We start from the raw sequence: 22,387 nt of genomic DNA, 5'->3' as shown, positions 1-22,387 counted from the left end.
TGTCAGATCTGACAGGTGCGCAAGATCATTTGTATGTATTGGCGGGTTTTTTATCGCGATCGGTTTGCAGATGTAAAAACGGCCGGGTCATCTCAGCGGATGAACCGGCCGTTTTCATGGGGTGAAAGCGCTTACTGCACTTCTACCGCCAGGCTTTCGCTGATCTTCTGTTGCCAGATCGCAGGACCGGTGATGTGCACCGACTCACCTTTGCTGTCCACCGCAACGGTGACCGGCATGTCCTTGACCTCGAACTCGTAGATCGCTTCCATGCCCAGTTCGGCAAACGCCAGCACTTTCGACTTCTTGATCGCCTGAGCCACCAGGTAAGCCGCGCCGCCGACCGCCATCAGGTACACGGCTTTGTTGTCCTTGATCGCCTCGATCGCAGTCGGGCCGCGCTCGGATTTGCCGATCATGCCCAACAGGCCTGTTTGCTCGAGGATCTGACGGGTGAACTTGTCCATCCGCGTCGCGGTGGTCGGGCCCGCCGGGCCAACCACTTCGTCACCGACCGGATCAACCGGGCCGACGTAGTAGATGAAGCGACCTTTGAGGTCGACCGGCAGGGTTTCACCCTTGTTGAGCATCTCGACCATGCGCTTGTGCGCGGCGTCGCGACCGGTGAGCATTTTGCCGTTGAGCAGGACGGTTTCGCCCGGCTTCCAGCTCTGCACGTCTTCCGGGGTCAGGGTGTCGAGGTTGACGCGACGGGCCGAAGGGCCGGCTTCCCAGACGATTTCCGGGTAGGCGTCCAGCGGTGGCGCTTCCAGCGAGGCCGGGCCGGAACCGTCGAGCACGAAGTGCGCGTGACGGGTGGCGGCGCAGTTCGGGATCATGCACACCGGCAAGGAAGCGGCGTGGGTCGGGTAGTCCATGATCTTCACGTCGAGCACGGTGGTCAGGCCACCGAGGCCTTGGGCGCCGATGCCCAACTGGTTGACCTTCTCGAACAGCTCCAGACGCATTTCTTCGATGCGGTTCTGTGGGCCACGGGCTTTCAGCTCGTGGATGTCGATGGATTCCATCAACACTTCCTTGGCCATCACCGCAGCTTTCTCGGCGGTGCCGCCGATGCCGATGCCGAGCATGCCCGGTGGGCACCAGCCGGCGCCCATGGTCGGAACGGTCTTGAGTACCCAGTCAACGATCGAGTCGGACGGGTTGAGCATGGCCATTTTCGACTTGTTCTCGGAACCGCCGCCCTTGGCCGCCACGTCCACTTCCACGGTGTTGCCCGGGACGATGGAGTAGTGAATCACGGCAGGGGTGTTGTCCTTGGTGTTTTTCCGAGCACCCGCCGGGTCGGCGAGGATCGAAGCACGCAGGACGTTTTCCGGCAGGTTGTAGGCGCGACGCACGCCTTCGTTGATCATGTCGTCCAGGCCCATGGTGGCGCCATCCCAACGCACGTCCATGCCGACGCGCACGAACACGGTAACGATACCGGTGTCCTGGCAAATCGGGCGATGGCCGGTGGCGCACATGCGCGAGTTGATCAGGATCTGCGCCATCGAGTCACGGGCCGCTGGCGATTCTTCGCGCAGGTAGGCTTCGTGCATCGCCTGGATGAAATCCACGGGGTGGTAATAGGAAATGAACTGCAGGGCGTCGGCAACGCTCTGAATCAGGTCGTCTTGCTTGATCACGGTCATGAGTCGCGCTCCTCTAAAAGACGGGAACATTCTATGGGGCAGCTACAAGCTTCAAGCTTTCTGCGGCAAGCTGGAGCAGTACGCGGACTGCTTGAGCTAGCGGCTTGAAGCTTGCAACTTGAAGCTGGCCCTTGGGGCCGGGCACGCCGGGGCTGCTGGCGCGACGCTAAAAAGGCGCGGCAGTATACCGCGCCTCGGTGGGGCGTACACGCGCCGGCAGTCATTCGTTGGTCGCATGGGTGGGCGAATATCGGACATCGGGTTTGCACTTCAAGCGCTACCCCCTCACCCCAGCCCTCTCCCCCAAAGGGGGCCAGGGGGAAAGGGAACTGATCTTCATGCTGTTCAGACCTGAGTTCAGCTCGGTATTTCAGGTCGGCGTATCGCCAACAATCGACTCGGTCAGTCCCCTCTCCCTTTGGGAGAGGGCTAGGGTGAGGGGCTTTTGGCGGTATACGCAGGCCACACTTTTGACGTCAAATTTCGAGCCCGAAAATCGGTGGTCATTTATCGACTACGCCTCTAAAGTGGCAGCCGGTCTGTAGAGTAGGACACTCGGTCAGCCTCTTATCGCACGGTGAGTCAACGATTGACCCATAACGCCATTCAACGTCTTTTGCTCAAACGCTTTGCCCTTGCTGCGGCCACCTATGGATTGGCTTTGCTGCTGCTGTGGCTGGCGTTTTTCACCGGTCATTACGACCAGTCACTTGGCTCCGTGGCCATCGGCAGTGCGCTGGTGGTGATCAGTCAGTCGGTGTTGTTCGCGCTGTTCTGGAGCGGGCGCAACCTGCGCTTTGCCGACCCCAGCCTGACCGAAGCACAGGTGCTGATCGGCCTCGGCTGGCAGACATGGCTGATCGCCCATCTGGATGAAGCACGCGGCGCCTTTCTGGTGTTCTACGTACTGATCCTGTTGTTTGGCCTGTTCCATCTCAGTCGGCGGGCGTTTGTTCGCTGCGCACTGCTGGTGTTCTTCAGCTTCTGCGCGATCACGCTGTGGGACGGTTATCACTTCCGCTTGCGCGAACCTGCACTCGCAGCCTTGCAGGTATGCATTCTGGCGATGGTGCTGGCGTGGCTGGTGCTTTATGCACGCTTCGTCCAGGTGTCGCGACAACGCCAGCGGCAAAGACGATTTGCCTTGCAGGCGCATCAGGACACCCTGCGCGGGATGATGCGTCAGCTCGAAGATCTGGTCGCCACCGATGAATTGACCGGACTGTTCAATCGTCGACATTTTCTGCGTCTGGCCACGCGTGAACTCAATGCAATGGACGACGATGTCGTGCACGGTCTGGCACTGATCGACCTCGACCACTTCAAGCGCATCAATGACCTGCACGGCCACGCCGCCGGCGATCAGGTATTGCAGGCCTTCGCCGGCGTCGCTCAGGCGTGTCTGCGCGACGGCGATGTACTGGCGCGTTATGGTGGTGAGGAATTCGTTGTGCTGCTGCCCGATTGTGATTCCGAACGGTTGACCGCCTGCTGTGAGCGTCTGCGCATCGCCTTCACCGACGTCGAATTGGTAGGCCTGAATGTGCGCAATCTCAGTCTCTCGGCCGGCATGACCCTACTGGCATTGGGCGATGATCTGGACGACGCCTTGCAGCGCGCCGATCAAGCCTTGTATCGGGCCAAGCGTGACGGGCGCAATCGGTGTGCGGCCGCTTGGGAGAACGTTGATGCCTGAACTTCGCGTCGGTAAGCGACAATGGTCAGTAACCACGGGCAGCAACCTGCTCGATGCCCTCAATCAGAATGGCGTCGCCGTGCCTTACAGTTGCCGCGCCGGCAGTTGCCACGCCTGTCTGGTGCAATGCGTACAAGGCGTGCCTGCGGACAATCGCCCGGACGCCCTGAGCGCCGAACAGCGTCAGCAAGGCTGGCGTCTGGCCTGTCAGTGTCAGGTTGTCGAAGACTTGCAGGTGCACACCTTCGACCCGATCACCGACGGTCGCCCGGCAGTGGTCGAGGCACTGGACTGGCTCAGCGACAGCGTCCTGCGTTTGCGCCTGACCCCGCAGCGGCCCTTGCGCTACAGCGCCGGGCAACATCTGGTGCTATGGATTGACCACATCGCCCGGCCGTATTCGCTGGCAAGCCTGCCGGAAGAAGACCGTTTTCTTGAATTCCACCTCGATTGCCGCCAGCCCGGCGAGTTCAGCGACGCCGCGCGGCGCTTGCAGATCAGTGACCCGATCCGCCTCGGTGAACTGCGCGGCGGCGCCTTGCACTACGACCCGGACTGGCACAGTCGCCCGCTGTGGCTGCTGGCCGCCGGTACGGGTTTAGGCCCGTTGTTCGGCGTGCTGCGCGAAGCCTTGCGCCAGGATCACCAAGGCGCGATCCGCGTTATTCACATCGCCCATGACGATCACGAGCACTATCTGGCCAAACCCCTTGTCGCACTGGCCGCGCAGCGCGAAAACCTCAGCGTCGAGTTGTGGACGGCGGCCGAGTCAGCCGCCGCTTTGGCGCAACTGCGCCTTGTTTCCCGGCAAACCCTGGCCTTAGTCTGCGGCTCGACGGCCAGTGTCGACGCCTTCGCAAGGCGTCTGTACCTGGCCGGCTTGCCGCGCAACCAACTGCTGGCCGACGTATTTTTGAGCCGTGGTTGAGCGCTGATCTTTCAGACGCGAGACACGCCATGACCGATGCCATCCTGCTGGAACGCGAACGCGGTTTACTGACCCTGCGCCTCAACCGCCCGGACAAGAAAAACGCCCTGACCCGCGCCATGTACAGCCGCCTCGCGGAGGCACTGAAACAGGCCGACAGCGATCCTGAAATCAACACCGTGCTGATCACCGGCAGCACCGAATGCTTCACCGCCGGCAACGACATCGCCGACTTTGTCCAGCAACCGCCGAGCGACCTCGACAGTCCGGTGTTCCACTTCATGCTTAACCTGCTCGAATGCCGTAAACCGGTGATAGCGGCTGTGGCTGGCGCGGCGGTGGGCATTGGCACGACGATGTTGCTGCACTGTGATCTGGTCTACGTGGCCCGCGATGCGCGGTTGCGCATGCCGTTCGTCAATCTTGGTTTGTGCCCGGAGTTTGGTTCCAGCCTGATCCTGCCGCGTTTGCTCGGGCAGGCCAAAGCGGCGGAGCTTTTGTTATTGGGCGAAGGTTTTACCGGTGAGCAAGCGGCGGCTTGGGGCATTGCCACCGAGGCGCTGGGCAGCGGCGATGCGGTGTTGAGCAAGGCGCGGGAAGTGGCATTGCGTTTCGACGAACTTCCGGCTGAGGCGGTGCGTATCAGCAAGCAACTGATGAGGGCGCCGGATCGCGAGTTGATCCGTAAGGTGATCGAGGAGGAGGGCGTGTTATTCACGCAAAGACTGCGCTCGCCGGAAGCGTTGGCGGCGTTGACCGGGTTCATCAAGCGACATTGAGATTTCCGCTAACTGTGCCGGCTCCTTCGCGAGCAAGCTCGCTCCCACTTTTGAAATGCGTTCCCTTGTGGGAGCGAGCTTGCTCGCGAAGGGGCCGGAACAGTCAGCACCGCTTTTGATCAGAAAACAAAAAGCCCCGGCATTCACATGCCGGGGCTCTTGTTTTCAGCGCGTCACTCAGACCTGCGGATCACCGACATGCAGGATCTTCATGCCGTTGGTGCCGCCGGTGGTGTGGTAACTGTCGCCCTTGGTCAGGATGACCCAGTCGCCTTTTTCCACAACGCCGCGCTTGACCAGTTCGTCGATCGCCTTCTGGCTGACTTCGTGCGGTTCCAGCGAAGCCGGGTCGAACGGTACGGTGTACACGCCACGGAACATGGCTGCACGCGCCTGAGTTTCACGGTGCGGCGAGAACGCATAGATCGGCACCGAAGAACGGATACGCGACATGATCAGCGGGGTGTAGCCACTTTCGGTCAGGGCGATGATCGCTTTGACGCCCGGGAAGTGGTTGGCGGTGTACATGGTCGCCAGTGCGATGCTTTCGTCGCAGCGGGTGAATTCCTTGCCGATGCGGTGGCTGGAAGTCTTGCCCGTTGGGTGCTTTTCAGCGCCGACGCAGATACGTGCCATCGCTTGAACGGCTTCCAGTGGGTACAGACCCGCTGCGGATTCAGCGGACAGCATCACGGCGTCGGTGTAGTCGAGCACGGCGTTGGCCACGTCGGACACTTCGGCGCGGGTCGGCATCGGGTTCTGGATCATCGACTCCATCATCTGGGTCGCAACGATCACAGCCTTGTTGTGGCGGCGTGCGTGCAGAATGATTTTCTTCTGAATGCCCACCAGCTCGGCGTCGCCGATTTCCACGCCGAGGTCACCACGGGCAACCATTACCGCGTCGGACGCCTTGATCAGGCCATCGAGGGTTTCGTCGTCGGCCACGGCTTCGGCACGTTCGATCTTCGCCACCAGCCAGGCGGTACCGCCGGCTTCGTCGCGCAGTTGACGGGCGTATTCCATGTCGGCAGCGTCACGCGGGAAGGACACCGCGAGGTAGTCGACTTCCATTTCGGCGGCGAGCTTGATGTCGGCCTTGTCTTTTTCAGTCAGGGCCGGGGCGGTCAGGCCGCCACCGCGACGGTTGATGCCTTTGTGGTCGGACAGCGGGCCGCCGATGGTCACGGTGCAATGCAATGCATCGTCAGTTTGGGTATCAACGCGCATCACCACGCGGCCGTCGTCGAGCAGCAGCTCGTCGCCCACGCCGCAGTCCTTGACCAGATCCGGGTAGTCGATGCCGACCACTTGCTGGTTGCCTTCGGTCAAGGGATGGCTGGTGGAGAAGGTGAACTGGTCACCGATCTTCAGCTCGATCTTCTTGTTGGCGAATTTGGCGATACGGATTTTCGGGCCTTGCAGGTCACCGAGCAGGGCGACGAAGCGACCGTGCTTGGCAGCGAGGTCACGCACCAGCTTCGCGCGAGCCTTGTGCTCGTCGGGGGTGCCGTGGGAGAAGTTCAGACGGGCAACGTCCAGACCAGCCAGAATCAGCTGTTCGAGAACTTCCGGCGAGTTACTGGCCGGGCCAAGGGTAGCGACGATTTTGGTACGACGGACGGACATGCAAAGACTCCTGAGTTCAAGCGCTAGCGAAGGCTACTATGCTCGAAGGGTGTAGTCATTGTTCGTTTGCACTACTTATCGTTTTCTTTATTGAACGCAGCGTTTTTCAATTCGACGTTCCAGGCAATACACCGTTCATCGGAACTGGTATTTCTTACAGGTGTCACCCGGTTTTCCTGTCGGTATAAAAAATCGCATCTCGCCTATGGTTGGCGAGGCGAAGAGGCTGACGACATGACCGCAAAAAAAGACGCATCTGAAGCACTCGAGCCACCTGTGATTACTTCACCGCAAAATGGGGATAGACCGGGTGCATGGTTTGTCGTGAAGGGGACCGCTACTCCTGGCAGTACCGTGCGCGCCTACAGCACCAAGGATTCTTTGAATCCGCTTTTCAGTCAAGCTGTTGGCCCTGGTGACAACTGGTCGAGTTTGATAGACCTGCGGCAGTTCGGATTCTACGTTGTCGAGGTTGCACCCGACGGCGAAGTCTCGCCACGTTCACCCGTCGTCACAATCCATCTCGCGTCCGAGCTATCCGCACCGCACAACGATGCCGTTGAATCCTGACGACTCGATTCACTGCAGCGCGCAAGGCGGCATTGAAGATTTCCAGTCGCGGGTCGATAAAGAGCACAAGACAGGAGAACCCTCATGCGATTCGTACCCATTGCCGCCCTTGCCCTCAGCGTCCTCGCCGTCACGGGCTGTACCCGTTGGTCGATGAACCATCATTTGAACAACGCCTACAGCGCCTACGATCGCGGCAACTGCGAGCAGGTCATGCTCGAGCTGTCCAAGGTCGAACGCGCCAGCCGCGCCCGCCCCTATGTGTGGCCGGAAGTGTCGATGATGCGCGGCCAGTGCCTTGAGCGGCAGAAAATGTTTGTCGACGCGGCGCAAACCTACCAGTTCATCATTGCCTCGTACCCCAACAGCGAATACGCCTACCGCGCCCGCGCGCGTCTGGAAACCTTGCAGAGCCTGGGTCACTACCCGACACGCAGCGCGGCTGCCGTGGTGCGCCCGACTCGGTTCTGATGACAGTTGTCATACAAAATCTGGCCGTGTGTACAAGCTGAGCTATAGTCGAATAACCCGGGTTTAGAGACGAATCTGTAAACCCGGAGCAACACCTGCGACTGGCAAGTGGTCAGGTGACGGCGACGTAGCGACCGTCACACCGGAAGCGGGGAGAGCGAGCCTGCGACACAGGCACGTTCCGAAGCAAAGGTGCGGCTCTGTAACGGAGCCTTGCATGGCGAACTGTGCATGTTTACCGAACGGATTGAACGGCATCAGCTGCCGTATTTCCTCAGAGTGTTCAACAGCGTCACCGACAAGCCCATCGGTTTTCTCGGCAACCTCTCCGAAGACGGGCTGATGCTCATCAGCCAATTGCCGATGATGGTCGGCGTGGATTTCCAGTTGCGTCTGAAAATACCCGCCAGCGATAGCTGCCAACAGGTGATCGACTTCACCGCGTGCTGCGTGTGGTGCCATGAAGACGCCACGCCGCTGCACTACGACGCCGGCTTTGTCCTGCAACGCGCCCCGCCGGAGTTCGGTCAGTTGGTGCAGGCGTTGCAGCGTTATTTCAGTTTTCAGCCGTTGCCGGCCTCGGCTTGATTTAAAACCCCTAAAGGCTTCGTGACAAGGCTCGCTCCTGCACAGGATCCGGTGCACCTGCATCCTGTGAGGGCGGGTTTGTCTGCGAAAGCGTCTTCACTGGCACGCGCTTATTAACGGTCAGGTGGTATCGATCGCGCCCGCTCGTTATTCAGCCTTCGCTCTCAGAAACAGTTTCCTGTCAGTCGGATGATCGACATCCGATCGCGGCTTGTCCGACCGAAACAAGTCGGATTATTCGCTGGGAAAAACACCGTTCGTCGGGACTGTCAGATCTTACAGGTGTGCCCTTGCACAGGCTGAGCGTTCAATGTTTTTGCAACAGGAACGAATCAGCTCAGCAAAGTGCGGAGGTTTTTATGAGTGACGAGAAAAAGAATCTGACAACTTCAAAACCAGATGGTCTTGAGGACGTCAGCGCTAGCCAGTCGATTTCAGAGGAACAGTTTAATTCGATCGATTGCACTAGAACGGTTACCAAAACGTTAAGCGTCAGTGTGGGTAACTTTGTAGGTGAGCTGACTTTTAGTTATTGGTGGGGAAATGGTGGAGGGCTCTTTTATTGCTATTCCTCACAATATCGAATTACCCAGTCTGGTCATCAAGGTGGCAACAAAGCCAACTTGCACTTTAGTTTCGACTCAAGGCAATGGTGGGGCGTCGACTCCCCGGATGCTATGTGGCAGGACGGTGTGTGGCATAGCTATAACCATGGTGGCTGGGTTGCTGCCAATGGACGTGCTCGAGTTTACATCAAATACATCTTCGATAAAGGTGGGGAGAAGGATCCAGAGGGCTCCAATGAGATTTGGGTAGAACTCGGTGTTTGAATGATGTTTGGCTTTTTAATGTTAAGCCTTAAAGAACAGGGAGGCTGCAGATGAATACTGAAGGCGAGTCAGAGGGCGTGCTGATTACATCGATTACAACTCCGGTGAATAATGCCTATGTGAGAAATGGCGATATTGTCGTTGCCGGTAATTCAGATGTTAACTTCCCTATCGTTTTGCGTATGTTCAAGCTAAATGACGAGGTCGCTGCCGAAACGACTACCCCAAAAAATGGGCGCTGGAACACTGTGATAAAGGGTGTGTTCGAACCCGGTCAATACAGGATAGAGCTCCAGCCGGTCGGTGGCGTGAAGGTGACAGTGAATCTACGCGTCACACCGGTGACGATCACCTCTCCCGTTTCCGGAGAGGAAGTCGACGAACAATTCTCCATACGAGGGAGCGGTGGCGAGTTTGGCGTGGGGACGGTGAGGGTGCATAACGCATCGACCGGCGGGGTCTTGGGTAATGCTGACATTCAACCCGATGGGACGTGGGAAAAGCGCTTGACGCTATCGGGTAACAGCGCGTCTTACTTTGCCACGCAAGTCATCGGCGAGTTCCCTTCGCCACAATCCGCAACGGTCAATGTTGCGAGGAAATGGACGCCCGTCATCACCAGCCCGGTTGAGCCTTTACAGAATTGCTCTTTCTCGATCGGTGGCACGCAGGGCAGACCCGGCTCTGTCATGCAGATTTTCAAGGATCTATCGACTATTCAAGTGGGGGAAGATGCAGTATCCAGTGCCAACTGGTTTGCTCCAGTCATTGTCGAGCCAGGCCCTGTCTCGCTTGTCGCGATGCAAACCTTTGGCGGCGTACCGTCCAAGCGCAGTGCGCCACGTTCTTTCCGGATCCGCCCTCCCAAACTGGAAACACCTGAGGTCACCTTTCTCCCGGATACAAGCTTGAAGTTCTCCGGCTCCGGCCATTTTGATCAAAACCTCCCGACCGAAATCCAGTTCTCTGCCAGCGACAGCTCGTTGCCTTTGCCTCCCAACGTCCGCGTTGATGGGCAAGGCCGGTGGGAAACGGCCCCCGTTGTCTGGCCTCTGGGCAGCTACAAGATGAAGGTGATTCAAAAAATCGCCGACAACGCCAGTGGCTGGATCGAATCAGAGCCTGTTGAATTCGAAGTCCGCAACGACATGCCGGATATCACCGAGGCGAGCTACACCGGGGAGTATCTACCCGTCTTCAGCGGCAAAGGCTACACAGGCGCCACCGTCTCGCTCAGGTTTCCCGATACAACCGAGGCTGCACGGAGCGTATTGGTCGTGAACGGCCAATGGTCGACTCCGGCATTGGTGGAGTGGGGGCCAACCAGCAAGCGGGAAGTGCGCATCACACAGCATCTGGGAAACCATCCCTCGCAACGTCCTTTCATCCTGTACGTCACGATTCCACCGATGGCGCCGGGCGTGAATGATCCTACCGAAGAGGGGCTGGAGCCGGTTTTTCGCGGCACTTGCTTGTCGGGCGCCACGGTGAGCATCAGGTTCAGCGACGATATCGAGACGCATGTGGCGACCGTGACGGGTGCCACCTGGATGTTTCAGCGACCAACCCCGTTCGAGGCAAATATCGAACATACCGTGGAGGTCACGCAGACAATCCTCGATCTCCCTTCAAAACCGGCATCGAAAACCTTCACGGTCCACAGAGTCATGTTGCAACCACTCATTGTCGCGCCGGGATCCGGCTCGGAAGTGGGGTACGACGTCACCATTGAAGGTGATAACGGCATGCAGGGCGCGGTGATGCAATTGCATGACAGCCAGATGGGAGGAAAGCTGGGGGCTCCGCTCGAATTGATTGAGGAGGGCAAATGGTCGATCGAACTGCACGGCCTGGAGCTGAGGCATTATTTCCTCCACGCGCAACAGACACTCAATGGGCAAGAGTCGACCAACAGCGCTGAGCACCTACTCAAGGTGGTGGTACCGCCGCCTCGATTCACGTCGCCGATCCCTGGCGGGAAAGCGTCGCGCACCTCGAAGATTGCTGGCACTGGCAGACCTCGCGCGTGGGTGGAGGTCTGGCTGCAAGACGCTAATGAGCCATTGCTAACGGATATTGAGGTGAACGCGTCAGGCTACTGGGAAGCCGAAGTGAGTTTGCCGGTGGGCAACACGACCATCTGGGCCTTGCAAACCTTCGTCCACAATGGCATTCCGCAGCGTTCTCAGCCCAATGAGCGTCTGCGTTACAAGGTCGTGCCGGAGGCTCCGTTTATCGAAACCCCGACCTCAAATGATCATGTCGGCCGAAGGGTCGTGGTGGCGGGTTTCGCGACGCCCGGCGACACCGTGACCGTGACGCTGGGTAGCGATCAGGCCAGCGCCGAGGTGCGGGACAACCGAACGTGGTCGGTAACGCTGGAGCCTGGGCAAGGCGAGGGCATTCATGAACTGGAAGTTGTGGCGGCTTGCAAAGGGTTTACATCCGATAGCGCGAAACGCACGGTTCTGCTGACAACGTATCTACCCACCATTGAGAGACCAGCGCCGGGACGCTGGGTCAGCAACTCGGTGCTGTTTGCCGGCAAGGGCCGTCAAGGTGTCGGTGTTCTGGTCGACCCGTTCAACCCGGACAAGACATGGGTAGCGTCTATACCGGTCGACTCTGACTGGCAAAGTGTGTCCGACCACGTGCTGCCCTTGGGTGGCAACTGGTGTTGTTTCAAGTTGCAACCAAGCGGCAGCGATCCGATAGGTTCTGACTGGGTCGTCAGTAAGCGATTTGAAATCGAATAAGCGTCGGCGGACAAAACGCGGTTGTAAATTACGATGAACGGTCGTTAAACCTGTCATTTATGACAGTTGGCAACTGCTGCGTTCAAGCGCTAAATCCTTATGGAACGCTGGGTAGCCTGACACCACCGTCAGACGGCCCGGGCCAGTTATCGACTCAAGGAATGTGACCATGGCTGATTCACTCCGTCCCGCTGCGCAGTTGTTCATTCAGCTGTTTGGTGAGCAAACGTCCACTGCGCAAAACCGGCTTTCGAAGCTCTGGAGCTACGTTGAGCAGGGGGGATCATTTTTCCCTCTGGTCGAAAAGGGTCTTGCGGTGCTGGTCGGCGAGTACGGACTTGAGGAGGAAGAAGCCCGACGCTTTTTGCGCCGGGCCAATAGCCTGGCGACCTACGTGCGGCGTCGGTTTATTGAACATCACGTGCAGCAAGACAAAGCCGGGTCGACAGGACCGTCCAGTGGTTTGATGTCGATCGTTGTCGGGCCGCAACTGGAGCGAATATTCGATCTGCAATTGAGAGCCAAATGCCCCTCCGATTCTCTGGAATCCATGTTCGGGCCTTCGGCGTATCTCGTCTTCTTGTATCGCTTGATTCGCGACTTGATCGAATCCGTTGGTGACGACACCAAGCTGCCGTTGCATGAGCGTCGCACGGATTTGATGACGTTGACGGTCGACAGTAAAACGGTGAACGCGCCGGAGTCATCAGTCGACGTGATCGTACGCGTGCTGCAGGCGTTCATCGCCGCGAACACGACGGTTCCCATTGAACAGGCACTGATCAAAGCGCGCTATCCCAACGGTCTGCCGTATTACCAGCATTGGGTCACGGTTGATGGTGTGGCCGGTTTCAACGATCGATCCGTAGGGGATTTTGCCAACATCGTTGACAGGAAATTCCCCAACTTCTTGCACTCCGGGTCTCTGACCAGGCTCGCCGCTGCTGCCCTGGCGCATGCTTCTCGCCTTGGCCCGTACCAGCAGCAGTTGTTGACTGAGGAATATAAAAATTCCGAGGAGATGTATCAGTTTTATCTGGAGAACTTTGGCACCGAAGACTTTGAGTTTTTGAATCTCAATCAGATATTTTATCTGGCTGAACGTACAAATCTTGTGGCCGAGGAGGTGACAAGTCTTTTGTCGGTTGGGGACTACGCGCCGCGGCGTTCGGCCAATGTCAAATACTCCAGTGAGCCCGACGTTCCGGAAGGCGGCCGATCCGGCTCGGTTTACATCAATGATAATGCTCACCCCGCTATCGGTATCACCACGCAGTCAGGGAATAATTTTCATCGGATTATCGTTAATCCCAATACCCCAAGAGGCTTGAATACATTCGATCGACTCAACCGCAAGTTACGCCTGGACAAATGGCTGAATCTGCCCCCTGAGCAGACTGACGCCTTGTTGGTGGCGGCGATCAGGGCGCAAGCACGGGGTGCCGAAAAGCCCGAGGTGTGGGCGATTTCGGTCAACGTGATCCATGCATTGGGTCTGTTTCAGCGACTGCGTGAACGCTACAACTGTACGGCGGCTGATTTCGCCGTGTTTCTCGATGAACTGTCACTGTACGGTCGCGGTGATGCACTGTCGCAGTTCGATCAGGTCTTCAACAATCAGGACAATTATCGCGAGCCGTTGAGACTCGACGGCACACCGTTTGCGCTGATCCCGACATCGGATCAAGACAATCTGACGGTGAGCCAGCTATGCAGTGGTTTGGGCATTGATCTTCAGACTTACCACTATCTGGCGTTGGCGATAGCCCAGGCCCATGATCTTTCCGACAGTCTAGTGCGCAGTTCGGCGGTCATTTCCAGTTTTTACCGTTTGGTAAAATTGCCTCGGTTGTTGAATATCACGCCGGTCGAAGGCGTGTTGATGCTCAGTGTGCTGGGGGGAGAAACCTGGCTCAAAGGGCTGGCGGGCAAGCCGCGTATTGTCGACGTGTCGGATGATGACAGCCGCATTGGCGCCACGGCTGGCGGTCCGGGCGTGCTGAGCCTGATCGAAGCCATGCAGGCCTGTGTGCAATGGTGTGAGCAAAGCAACATATCGGTGCTGTGGATGTTGCAGCACGTGAGTGCACCACTGCGTCTCAACGAGTTCTCCCAGCAGGACCAGCAGTTTTTCGACAAGATCGGCACCCTCCTGCCCAGCGCGCGGTTATCCAATAATTCTTTTCTCGTAGCCGGCATTCCGCCGGCTGGCGAAAGCGACTGGCTGGATTTATTGTCGATTGACAGTGAGGGGCTGGCGCCGGTTGTCGATGCCAATGGCCTGATACTGGCCACTGCCATGACGCCGGAAGATTATTCGGCCTTTGCCCGCGAGAAGCTCGAATGGGCCGTCAGGAACGGCCTGGACATTGAGGAAAGCCAGGTCAGCGTCTTGGCCGAGATCATGCTCACCGTTCTTCTGCAGGCCAGAGACGCTCAGGTGTCGCTGGTCAGGGAGTCGCTGGCAGTCTACGCCGGCATAGAGGGCGAATTGGCCGTTCTGGTGCTGAACTGGGTCGATGCCTCGGTGTATCAACTGTTGCGCCAGGTGTATGACCGCACCGACCTCGAATTGCCAGCGACGGAGCGCAGGCGCGACGAACCTTCAGATTCGTTACTCGAATTGCTGGCTGTTGTGCGCCAGCGCGCTGAAGTTGTTTCGACACTGGGTTTGAGTGCGGCCCTGGTCCGGGATTATCTGGATTATGGGTATGAGGCGTGGGTCGACCAACTCACCATCATTGATCCCTCTCAAAAATATGTGTTCTCGGTGCGCATACTTTACGCAATGACCACGCTGTCCCGCGCGTTCAGCTTGAGTGAACAGCCGGAGCAGAAACTGCTCGACTATCTGCGTCAGGTCCATTCGCTACCGTCCACGCTTAGCGCCGATGCATTGCGCGTGGTGCAACAGGCAGCGGCCATCAAGCTGGCCGAATTCTTTGCCTGGAGCGCGCAGGAAGTCAGCGAATGCGTTCGCCATATCGATCCTGAAACCCAAGTGTTGAAAACCCTGGATCAACTGGATCTGCTGATGCGCGTTTACCAGTTGTCGATGCAGACTGGTATGGATGCCCGGACCATTTTGCGGATCGGTACCTTGCCGGAGACCACCGATGCCAGTGAGGCCTATGCCCAGGCGGCTGAACTGGCCTTGCTCAGTCAAACCCAGACGCGTGTGCCGGTCGTGCAAATACCGGGTGAACTGAACCAATTGGTCAGGATGACTTGCACAGTAGTCCCTACGGAAGTCTTCGCTCGTAAAAAGGATGAGAAGGCGCTTATCACGATGACGCTCACCGACGCCCGAGGCGCAGCCTTGAAAGGTGTCGCTGTTGACTGGCACTCCGAGCTAGGGACCATCAGGTCGGGGATCACCGATCCCGACGGAGTCCTCACGGCTGAGTATTTTCCGGGCAACGTCCTGGGCACGGACAGCCTTTATTTTTCCATGAGCCTGCTTGAGCCTGAGTGGGCAGTGAGCATCAACGTCATCGCCGACGCCGACAGCATGAATTTCCCGACCGTGCTTATGTCTCCGGTGCCAGCGGGGGCAGTACCTCTCGGTCAGGAAATCGAACTCTACGCGACGATGATGGACCAGCATGCAAACCTTGGCGCCAACATGCTGGTGGACTGGGCTTGGGAAGTAGAAACAAATCCAGATGCCACACCGACGATCCGCCCGGCACAAGGTTTCACCAATCAGCAAGGTGTCACCCGGGTCCATGTTTCCAGCGCTGTCAGCGGCGAATTCGTGCTGGGTTTACGCAGTCTGGCAAGCGGGAAAGGTACTCACTTCGAACCCATCACTTTTGCGGATACGAACGTCAGCCACTCATCTGAACCAGCGGCACCGCCTTCCGACAGTGACGCGGGAACCTCTTCCACGGAGCAAGGATCATGACCTCGAACAACATTGGTCTGTTGCAGGAAAAACGTCGTACCGCGTTGCTGGAGTATTGCATCGGGCAAGTGAGGGCGGAGCGTTACCCGCCTTTGCAGACCCCGGAGAACGTGTTCGAATTGCTGCGCATCGACCCGCTGGACAGTGCTCGGGTGCAGACGTCGGGGGTGGCCGAAGCGATCAGTTGTGCGCAGCAATACATCAGTGCGGTGTACAACAAAATGGAGCCCGGTTTCGAAAACCACGAGTTTCCCCTTGAGCAGCTGCAAAACTGGGCGCTGTACAACAACTACTCGGACTGGGCCGCGGTGCAGAAGATCGCGCTCTACCCGGAAAACTACATCAATCCGTTCGTGCGTCAGCGCAAGACGGATCTGTTCAAGACCCTTGAAAACAATCTCAACCAGGCCCGTCTGAGCACCGATTCGGTTCAGGCCGCGCTGCAGGATTACTTGCAAGCTTTCGAGCAGATCTGCGATCTGGATGTCGTCAGTGGCTACATGGACGGCACGACCCCGGAGCGCGCCGATTATTACTTTGTCGGGCGTCAGCGGGTGCCGCCGTTCCAGTACTACTGGCGCAAGGCGCAAATCGAGATCACGCCGACTTGCGTTGGCGTCAACCCGGCGGCGTGGAGTGAATGGAAAGCGGTGGATATTCAACCTGCCGCGCGGGTGCTGGACATGCGTCCGGTGGTCTGGAACGGCCGGCTGTGTCTGGTCTGGGCGGAGTGGCGGGACAAGGTCGGCGAGATTATCAAAGCCGATCCTCCGAGTTCCTTGGAAGATGACAGATCCCGGTTCGTACCGCATCAACTGGATATCAATGTGGCCTTCATGAGGCAGAACGGCCAGTGGTCGGCGCCTTTGAATTTACGCCATAGCGAGTTTGATGAGGATATTTCTGCAGATGCCAGGCTGATTGCAACCGTGTGGGTCGATTCTCAGAATCCCAAAGGAAAGCTCGGGGTATTGCTGGACAATGGTAAAACCGGCACAGGTGCCTTGAAAGAGACGGCGATCATCGATGTGCTGATGCGCCCTGTCATCGAAGACAGTGGTACCTGGCTGGAGCTGGCCAGGAAAGATCGATTTGTTTCTGCATTGACGGTTCAGCACCCCTTGGGTCTTGAGGTTACGGTGGTCCCAAGTGAGTCACCGTCAGGCTCCATGGCGGCTTTTCTGGGGCTGAACGTCTTCGCCATGCGAGTGGGTGACAACGACGTGCTCACGGTTGAGGGCTTTTGCAGGCCCACAGGTTTGTCAGAGAAGAATACAAGCTTCACCTTGCAGTTGGAGAACTCCGCCGCTGATGACCCAGCGCCCGTGAAGCTTGCGGTGTCTACAGCCGGCGGTTGGACAATGAGTTTTCTGAGTACTTTCACTCGACCAAAGGGGACCTGGAACAACGTCAAGTTCACTCTAAGGAATGATACTGAAGGCTTTGGCGGTAAACAGTTTGACCTGACGATTGTTGATCTCCCGGATTTTCTCGCGCCAACGCTGCTGAAAAACACCACGGATGCCGCCCAATTCCTCGACTTTCAACTTGGCACTGGCTGGGCACTGCGATACGTTCGGCTCAATTCGCTGTTCGGCCCCGAGCTGGTCACACGCTCCACTGTCTCTCCAGCCACGCTGATTAATTGGGACTCCCAGCATCTGTCCGAGCCACCGCCTACCGGTGTTGATTTCGAGGAGCGCAATGGCGCTTTTGACGGTGCCAACGGGTTGTTTTTCTGGGAGCTGTTTTTCCATTTGCCGCATTTGATCGCGACACGCTTGCGTGATGAAGAGCGGTTTGCCGAAGCACAGACATGGTTGCAATTTGTCTTCGATCCTCGGGCTACTGCCGACAGCAGCTCGATCCCCGAGAAACCGAGTTACTGGCGCTGCCGACCGTTGATCAACGATCTGGGTAATGCCGGCTGTGAAGCCGTGGCGCCCGCCGACCCGGACGCGATTGGATATTCGGCACCTGTGCATTTGAGGTTGCTGGTGTTCATCGAGTATGTGAAGAACCTCATGGCGTGGGGCGACTGGCATTACCGCCAACTGACCCGCGAAAGCCTGGTGGCGGCAAAGCTGTGCTATGTGCAAGCGGGGTCATTGATGGGCAAACCGCCTCTGACTCAAACGGTAAACTTGTGGCAGACCGCGACGCTGGGCAACCTTCTGGCGCAAAGTTGCACGCGTACGGCACTGGAAACTTTCGAGCAGACATTGAATTACAGCCTGGCAGATGTTCCGGCCGGCTCCGATACGGCTCCCATGCTGGGCATGTTGGGGTGTCCGCCGTTCAGGGCGCCCATCAATGATGACTTGCTCACTCGGTTCAACGAGCCGCAGTACCGCATGAACAACCTGCGCAACAACCTGACCATTGATGGCAAGCCCATGCTCCTGCCGTTGTTCAACCCACCGACTGACCCGAACCAATTGCTGCGCGATCTGGCAGCAGGTGGGGTCGGTGGCGCCAGACCGATGGGCGGACGGCTGGTGGTGATTGCGTTTCGCTGGCGCGCGATCTTCGAGGTGGCCCTGCGTGCGGTGCAGGCCTTGCAGGATTACGGCAGCCAGGTACTCAATCTGCTTGAGCGGCGTGACCGTGCCGAGCAGGAAGAGCTGCAGCAAAACCATCTGGTGGAGTTGGGCAGCTACGCCAGAACCGTGCAGGAGCAATCCATCGCTCAGTTGGAAGCGAGCATGACGGCGCTTGAGCAGAGCCGGACAGTGGCGCGGGAACGGGCAGATGCTTACGCAGCCCGCTATGACGAAAACGTGTCGGCCGTCGAATATCAGGTCATGGCAAACCTGGACCAGTCCAAAGAGCTGGCGCTGACTGCCAAAATCCTCAAACCGGTAGGCGCGGCGGTGGCGGCGGCGCCTAATATTTTCGGTATGGCGAACGGCGGGTTTCGTGTCGACAAAGTCACGGATGCCATCTGCTTTGGCCTGGAGATCGCTTCGTCGATGCTGCAAATCGATGCCGACAAGCAAGCCACCACCGAAGGCTATCGCCGTCGCCGCAATGAATGGGGGCTGCAACGCGATCAGGCGCTGGCAGAAATCGCTGCCATCGATGCGCAGCTCGTTGCGCAGAACCATGCGATTGATGCGGCCAGAACCAACCTCGCGCAAACGCTGCGAGCTAACGCTCAGGCGTTGACGATGTACAACTATCTGAAAAAGCGCGCGACCAATGCCGAATTGTTCGGCTGGATGCTGGGCCAGCTCAAGGCCTTGCACTATCAGGCTTATGACGCAGTAGTCAGTCTGTGCCTCAGCGCGCAAGCGGCGATGAATGCCGAAACCGGCGATTACGATTCCCATATTCCCTTGCCGCAGGTCTGGCAGGATCAACGCCACGGTTTGACCGCTGGCGAGCATCTGCGCGTGCACCTGCTGCGCATGGAGCATGAGTACCTGCAACGCACCGAGCGGCGGCTGGAACTGGTGAAAACTATCTCCTTGCGTCAGCTGTTCAACGATGCAATAGACCCTCAGGTCGGTATCGGTAGTTGGGAAGATGCATTGGCGCAATTGCAGACGACCGGCTCGCTGGAGTTCAGATTGACGCAATTGCTGTTCGATCGGGATTATCCGGGACATTACTGCCGGCTGATCAGTTCGCTGGAAGTCGACTTGCCAGTGCTGACGGGACCTTTCGAGGACGTGCGCGCGATCTTGCTGCAGGTCGGCAGCATGACCGCCAGCCGGGCTTCGGTGCAGTCAGTGCAGTACTTGCACAATCCTGCCCCTGGGGAAGTGGCCCCTTTCGATGTGCTGTTCAACGTACGTCCGGGCCAGCAGATCGCCCTTTCGGTGGGGATTGCCGACAGCGGCATGGCGGCGGCGAAGCCAGATGAAGGTTTGCTCTATCCATTTGAAAATACCGGTGTGGTATCCGCTTGGGAGCTGAAATGGCCATGGCATAACGAACCGTCGCAGAAGGCCATGCTGGGCTCGATGAACGATTGCATCTTGCGCATTCGCTATACGTGCAAAAGCGGAGATCAGTCGTTCACCGATTCGGTGAAGGAGTTGGTCAATGCAGCGAAAAGAGGGCCTGGCCGGCAGGGGCAAGGGAGTGCGCAGTCATGAATGATCCTATCGTTCAGGTGAATGAAAACCTGGTGTGCAACGGGGATTTCGAAGAACGGTTCGAATGTTGGGCAAGGACGGGGGTGGTCGCTATAGGCACGGCGTATTACGACAACACGCCTGTCAAGCACATCAAAGCGCCGAAGGGCGCGGGCGTCACTCAGGACGTCACACTTCCCGGAGATACCGATGGCAAGGGTGCTTATTGGCTGAGTTTTCTCTGGGAAAGCAGTTTCAACCAATCAGGCTGGGTGAGGATTTCTCAGGGAGAAATCGAGCATTACCGCGTCGAACTCACACCCGCCGGTAAACCTGATCAGGCACAACAGCGCGAGGATTTCGGATCTGGGCCAGAGAGGCGATTCAGTCCGACCCTGCATGAAGTGGAACTGACATCGGACATCTCAAGCTCAAAGCCACTGCGCATCGAAATATACAGCTCGACAGAGTCTTCAAGTCCATTTGGCGAACTCTGGGTTACACGCGTCAAAATCGAGTTGAAACTCGCGCCACTTGAGTTGCAGGAAGTTGAGCTGGACGGCATGTCGTTCCCGCCCTTGCGCAAAATGTACCTGTGTCAGGGCGCCAGCAAGGGCGGAGCTTTTGGCAGCGACTCATTGATCACGCCCCACATGCTCGGTTTTGTACCTGTGCCGGATAACCCTTGGGACGGCACCCCGGTTGCATTGAGCATCGACAATAACCCGCAGGGCGCGATTGTCGCGACGCCTGCGTGGGACACCCAGCAAGCGCTGGATGCGCGATGGATGCTCGATTGCCCGTTGATCGGTGATCAGGACTACGAATTCACCCTGAGCTTGCGCAACCGTTACACCTCGCAGGCCTACGAGATCCTCGTATCGCTGGGGCATCATCGACTGATTTTTCGTGAGGTGGTCGAGGCTGCTTACTACCCGTTGATTGAGCAAAGTGTTCGCCTGGCTGTGCAAGTGGCGTCGTATTACACCAGCCAGCCATTTGCCGGGCTCACGGTGAACTGGTCGACCGCCGAGCAAGGGGTGTTGGCGGCTGCCGGTACTGATGAACAAGGTTGGGCCTACTTCGATTATGAGGCGAAGGCAGCAGGGGACTTCGTTGTCGAAGCCTCGGTGGTCAGCCTTTATTACGAGCAGGGTGTGTGGACTCAGACGTTTGATGTGCTGGTACTGGGTGAGGATCCGTGGGCACAGTTGACTGTCATTGAAAACAACGAAATCAGGGACTGGATTGATAACAGTTATCCGAACCGGGGCTCTACCCATTTCATTGATGTAATGCTGGCGGCCAACAGTCGTCTGCGAGGCAGCGACTTCTATCTGCATTGGCACGGTGACAAGCCTGGGCAATTGGGTGTCGTGGTCAGTCCGCCACTGGAAACATCGGTGCCTATGCCGATCGATGGAGGGGGCACTGCATCCTGGACGCTGAACTGCGAAGACCGCCGCGACGGGATATTCGAGTTGTCACTGGTCTGCTCGAAGCTGTTGTTGCCGTCGCCCAGGAAGCGCATGTCGCTGGCGCGCAACAGGATCAAAATCAAAGAGGTACGCCAGGCCGCAAATAGTCCGGTGGTGGAGGAGCACGAAAGTGCGTACCTGCGGTTGCAGGTGGTGCATGTTACTGATCAGGACGACGGCGAACCGGTCATCGGTGCGCTGGTCGAGTGGCAAACCGCCGACGGCGTCGTGCAGAGCCAGACGGGAAGCGGTGGTTGGGGGAGCCTGAAGTTTTACACCAGAGAACCCGGGACTCATGGGATCACCGCAGCGGTCCGAGCGCATGAAACTGCCGAGCCACATGAGTGCGAATTCAGCGTGACAGCGATTGCCAGAAGTTCTTGGAAAGACAAGGTCAACATCACTTTTAATCGCAGCTACATCGACAATGTTCTGGGTCTTTTCTGCCGACGAGGTCAAATCCATTCTCTGGAGGTCACGGCGCTTGCCGACAGTCCTCTTATCGGCCAGGAAATTACGTTGGCATGGGGCGTTGACGAATCAGACATCGGGTTGGCGATAAGTGAACTTGGCGAACCCAGGATATTGCGGGCAGGTGAACCGTTGATCTGGACCCTGAGTTCCGAGTTCGCAACGAGCCGCAGCAGTATGTTCGGACTTCGGTTGTTGACCGATTCACTGGAGGATCGGGAGTTGCTCGGGCGTTTGTCATCGCCGGATATCTACGATGAGTTCACGCTTGTTCTGGATCAAATGAGCACTGACAAAGGTCAGTCGCTGTATCCCTGCATCGGCGCTGTGCACCGATATATTTTCAGAACGAATGCGTTGAGCCCATTGGTGGGTACTGACATCGAGATGTACTGGTCCGGCAGCACGGCGGAAGAGCTGGGGATCGTGCGTAATCCTCCAGAGAGCAGCATCAATAATATTGATGAAAGTGGCATGACCTGGACACTGGATTGTTCAGATAGTCAGGGGGCGGGGCGTTCGGTCTGAAATTCTCGATGGAGGCTGG

General features: G+C 57.8%; 13 protein-coding genes. 11 read left to right on the top strand and 2 right to left on the bottom strand.

The annotated features are described in order from the left end of the window. Positions 1–131 precede the first annotated feature (131 nt). Complete coding sequence (locus ACZ0A4_RS17395; RefSeq protein WP_007916251.1) at positions 132–1,655, bottom strand: fumarate hydratase; 1,524 nt, start codon at positions 1,653–1,655, stop codon at positions 132–134. A gap of 589 nt (positions 1,656–2,244) precedes the next feature. On the opposite strand from ACZ0A4_RS17395, the gene ACZ0A4_RS17390 reads away from it, so the two are divergent. Genes ACZ0A4_RS17390 through ACZ0A4_RS17380 form a run of 3 tightly spaced genes read left to right on the top strand, consistent with a single transcriptional unit; the run spans position 2,245 to position 5,058 of the window. Then, positions 2,245–3,351, top strand: coding sequence for a GGDEF domain-containing protein (locus ACZ0A4_RS17390; RefSeq protein WP_463575722.1), 1,107 nt, complete (start codon positions 2,245–2,247; stop codon positions 3,349–3,351). After that, a complete protein-coding gene (locus tag ACZ0A4_RS17385; RefSeq protein WP_463575720.1) occupies positions 3,344–4,279 on the top strand; it encodes an iron-sulfur-binding ferredoxin reductase in 936 nt (311 codons plus the stop codon). The genes ACZ0A4_RS17390 and ACZ0A4_RS17385 overlap by 8 nt, the downstream gene beginning before the upstream one ends. Before the next feature lie 29 nt (positions 4,280–4,308). Next, a complete protein-coding gene (locus tag ACZ0A4_RS17380; protein ID WP_463575718.1) occupies positions 4,309–5,058 on the top strand; it encodes an enoyl-CoA hydratase-related protein in 750 nt (249 codons plus the stop codon). Between the two features lie 177 nt (positions 5,059–5,235). Here the strand turns inward: ACZ0A4_RS17380 and pyk are convergent, their stop codons facing one another. Beyond that, the gene (pyk, locus tag ACZ0A4_RS17375) at positions 5,236–6,687 is read right to left on the bottom strand and encodes a pyruvate kinase (RefSeq protein ID WP_034153448.1); all 1,452 of its coding nucleotides are present in this window, start codon (positions 6,685–6,687) and stop codon (positions 5,236–5,238) included. A 234-nt stretch (positions 6,688–6,921) separates the two neighbouring features. On the opposite strand from pyk, the gene ACZ0A4_RS17370 reads away from it, so the two are divergent. The 8 genes from ACZ0A4_RS17370 (at position 6,922) to ACZ0A4_RS17335 (ending at position 22,368) form a co-directional block, all read left to right on the top strand. After that, positions 6,922–7,257 (top strand): hypothetical protein, encoded by a 336-nt coding sequence (locus tag ACZ0A4_RS17370; protein ID WP_463575717.1) that lies wholly within the window; start codon positions 6,922–6,924, stop codon positions 7,255–7,257. An 84-nt stretch (positions 7,258–7,341) separates the two neighbouring features. Then, a complete protein-coding gene (locus tag ACZ0A4_RS17365; protein ID WP_007951249.1) occupies positions 7,342–7,728 on the top strand; it encodes a tetratricopeptide repeat protein in 387 nt (128 codons plus the stop codon). Positions 7,729–7,959: 231 nt separating this feature from the next. Beyond that, positions 7,960–8,316, top strand: a complete 357-nt coding sequence (locus tag ACZ0A4_RS17360) for a PilZ domain-containing protein (RefSeq protein ID WP_463555524.1) — start codon at positions 7,960–7,962, stop codon at positions 8,314–8,316. 359 nt (positions 8,317–8,675) lie between these two features. After that, positions 8,676–9,146, top strand: a complete 471-nt coding sequence (locus ACZ0A4_RS17355) for a hypothetical protein (RefSeq protein ID WP_463575716.1) — start codon at positions 8,676–8,678, stop codon at positions 9,144–9,146. Between the two features lie 50 nt (positions 9,147–9,196). Then, a complete protein-coding gene (locus tag ACZ0A4_RS17350; protein ID WP_463575715.1) occupies positions 9,197–11,902 on the top strand; it encodes a hypothetical protein in 2,706 nt (901 codons plus the stop codon). Positions 11,903–12,071: 169 nt separating this feature from the next. Continuing rightward, positions 12,072–15,809 (top strand): Tc toxin subunit A, encoded by a 3,738-nt coding sequence (locus tag ACZ0A4_RS17345; protein WP_463575714.1) that lies wholly within the window; start codon positions 12,072–12,074, stop codon positions 15,807–15,809. Then, entirely contained in the window at positions 15,806–19,912 is a 4,107-nt protein-coding gene (locus ACZ0A4_RS17340) for a Tc toxin subunit A-related protein (protein WP_463575713.1), read from the top strand. The genes ACZ0A4_RS17345 and ACZ0A4_RS17340 overlap by 4 nt, the downstream gene beginning before the upstream one ends. Continuing rightward, a complete protein-coding gene (locus ACZ0A4_RS17335) occupies positions 19,909–22,368 on the top strand; it encodes a hypothetical protein (protein WP_463575712.1) in 2,460 nt (819 codons plus the stop codon). The genes ACZ0A4_RS17340 and ACZ0A4_RS17335 overlap by 4 nt, the downstream gene beginning before the upstream one ends. Positions 22,369–22,387: the final 19 nt, after the last annotated feature.

This window comes from Pseudomonas sp. AC172, assembly GCF_979258595.1.
Note: the sequence above shows the minus strand (reverse complement) of the source record. Positions and strands in the feature narration are given on the sequence as shown.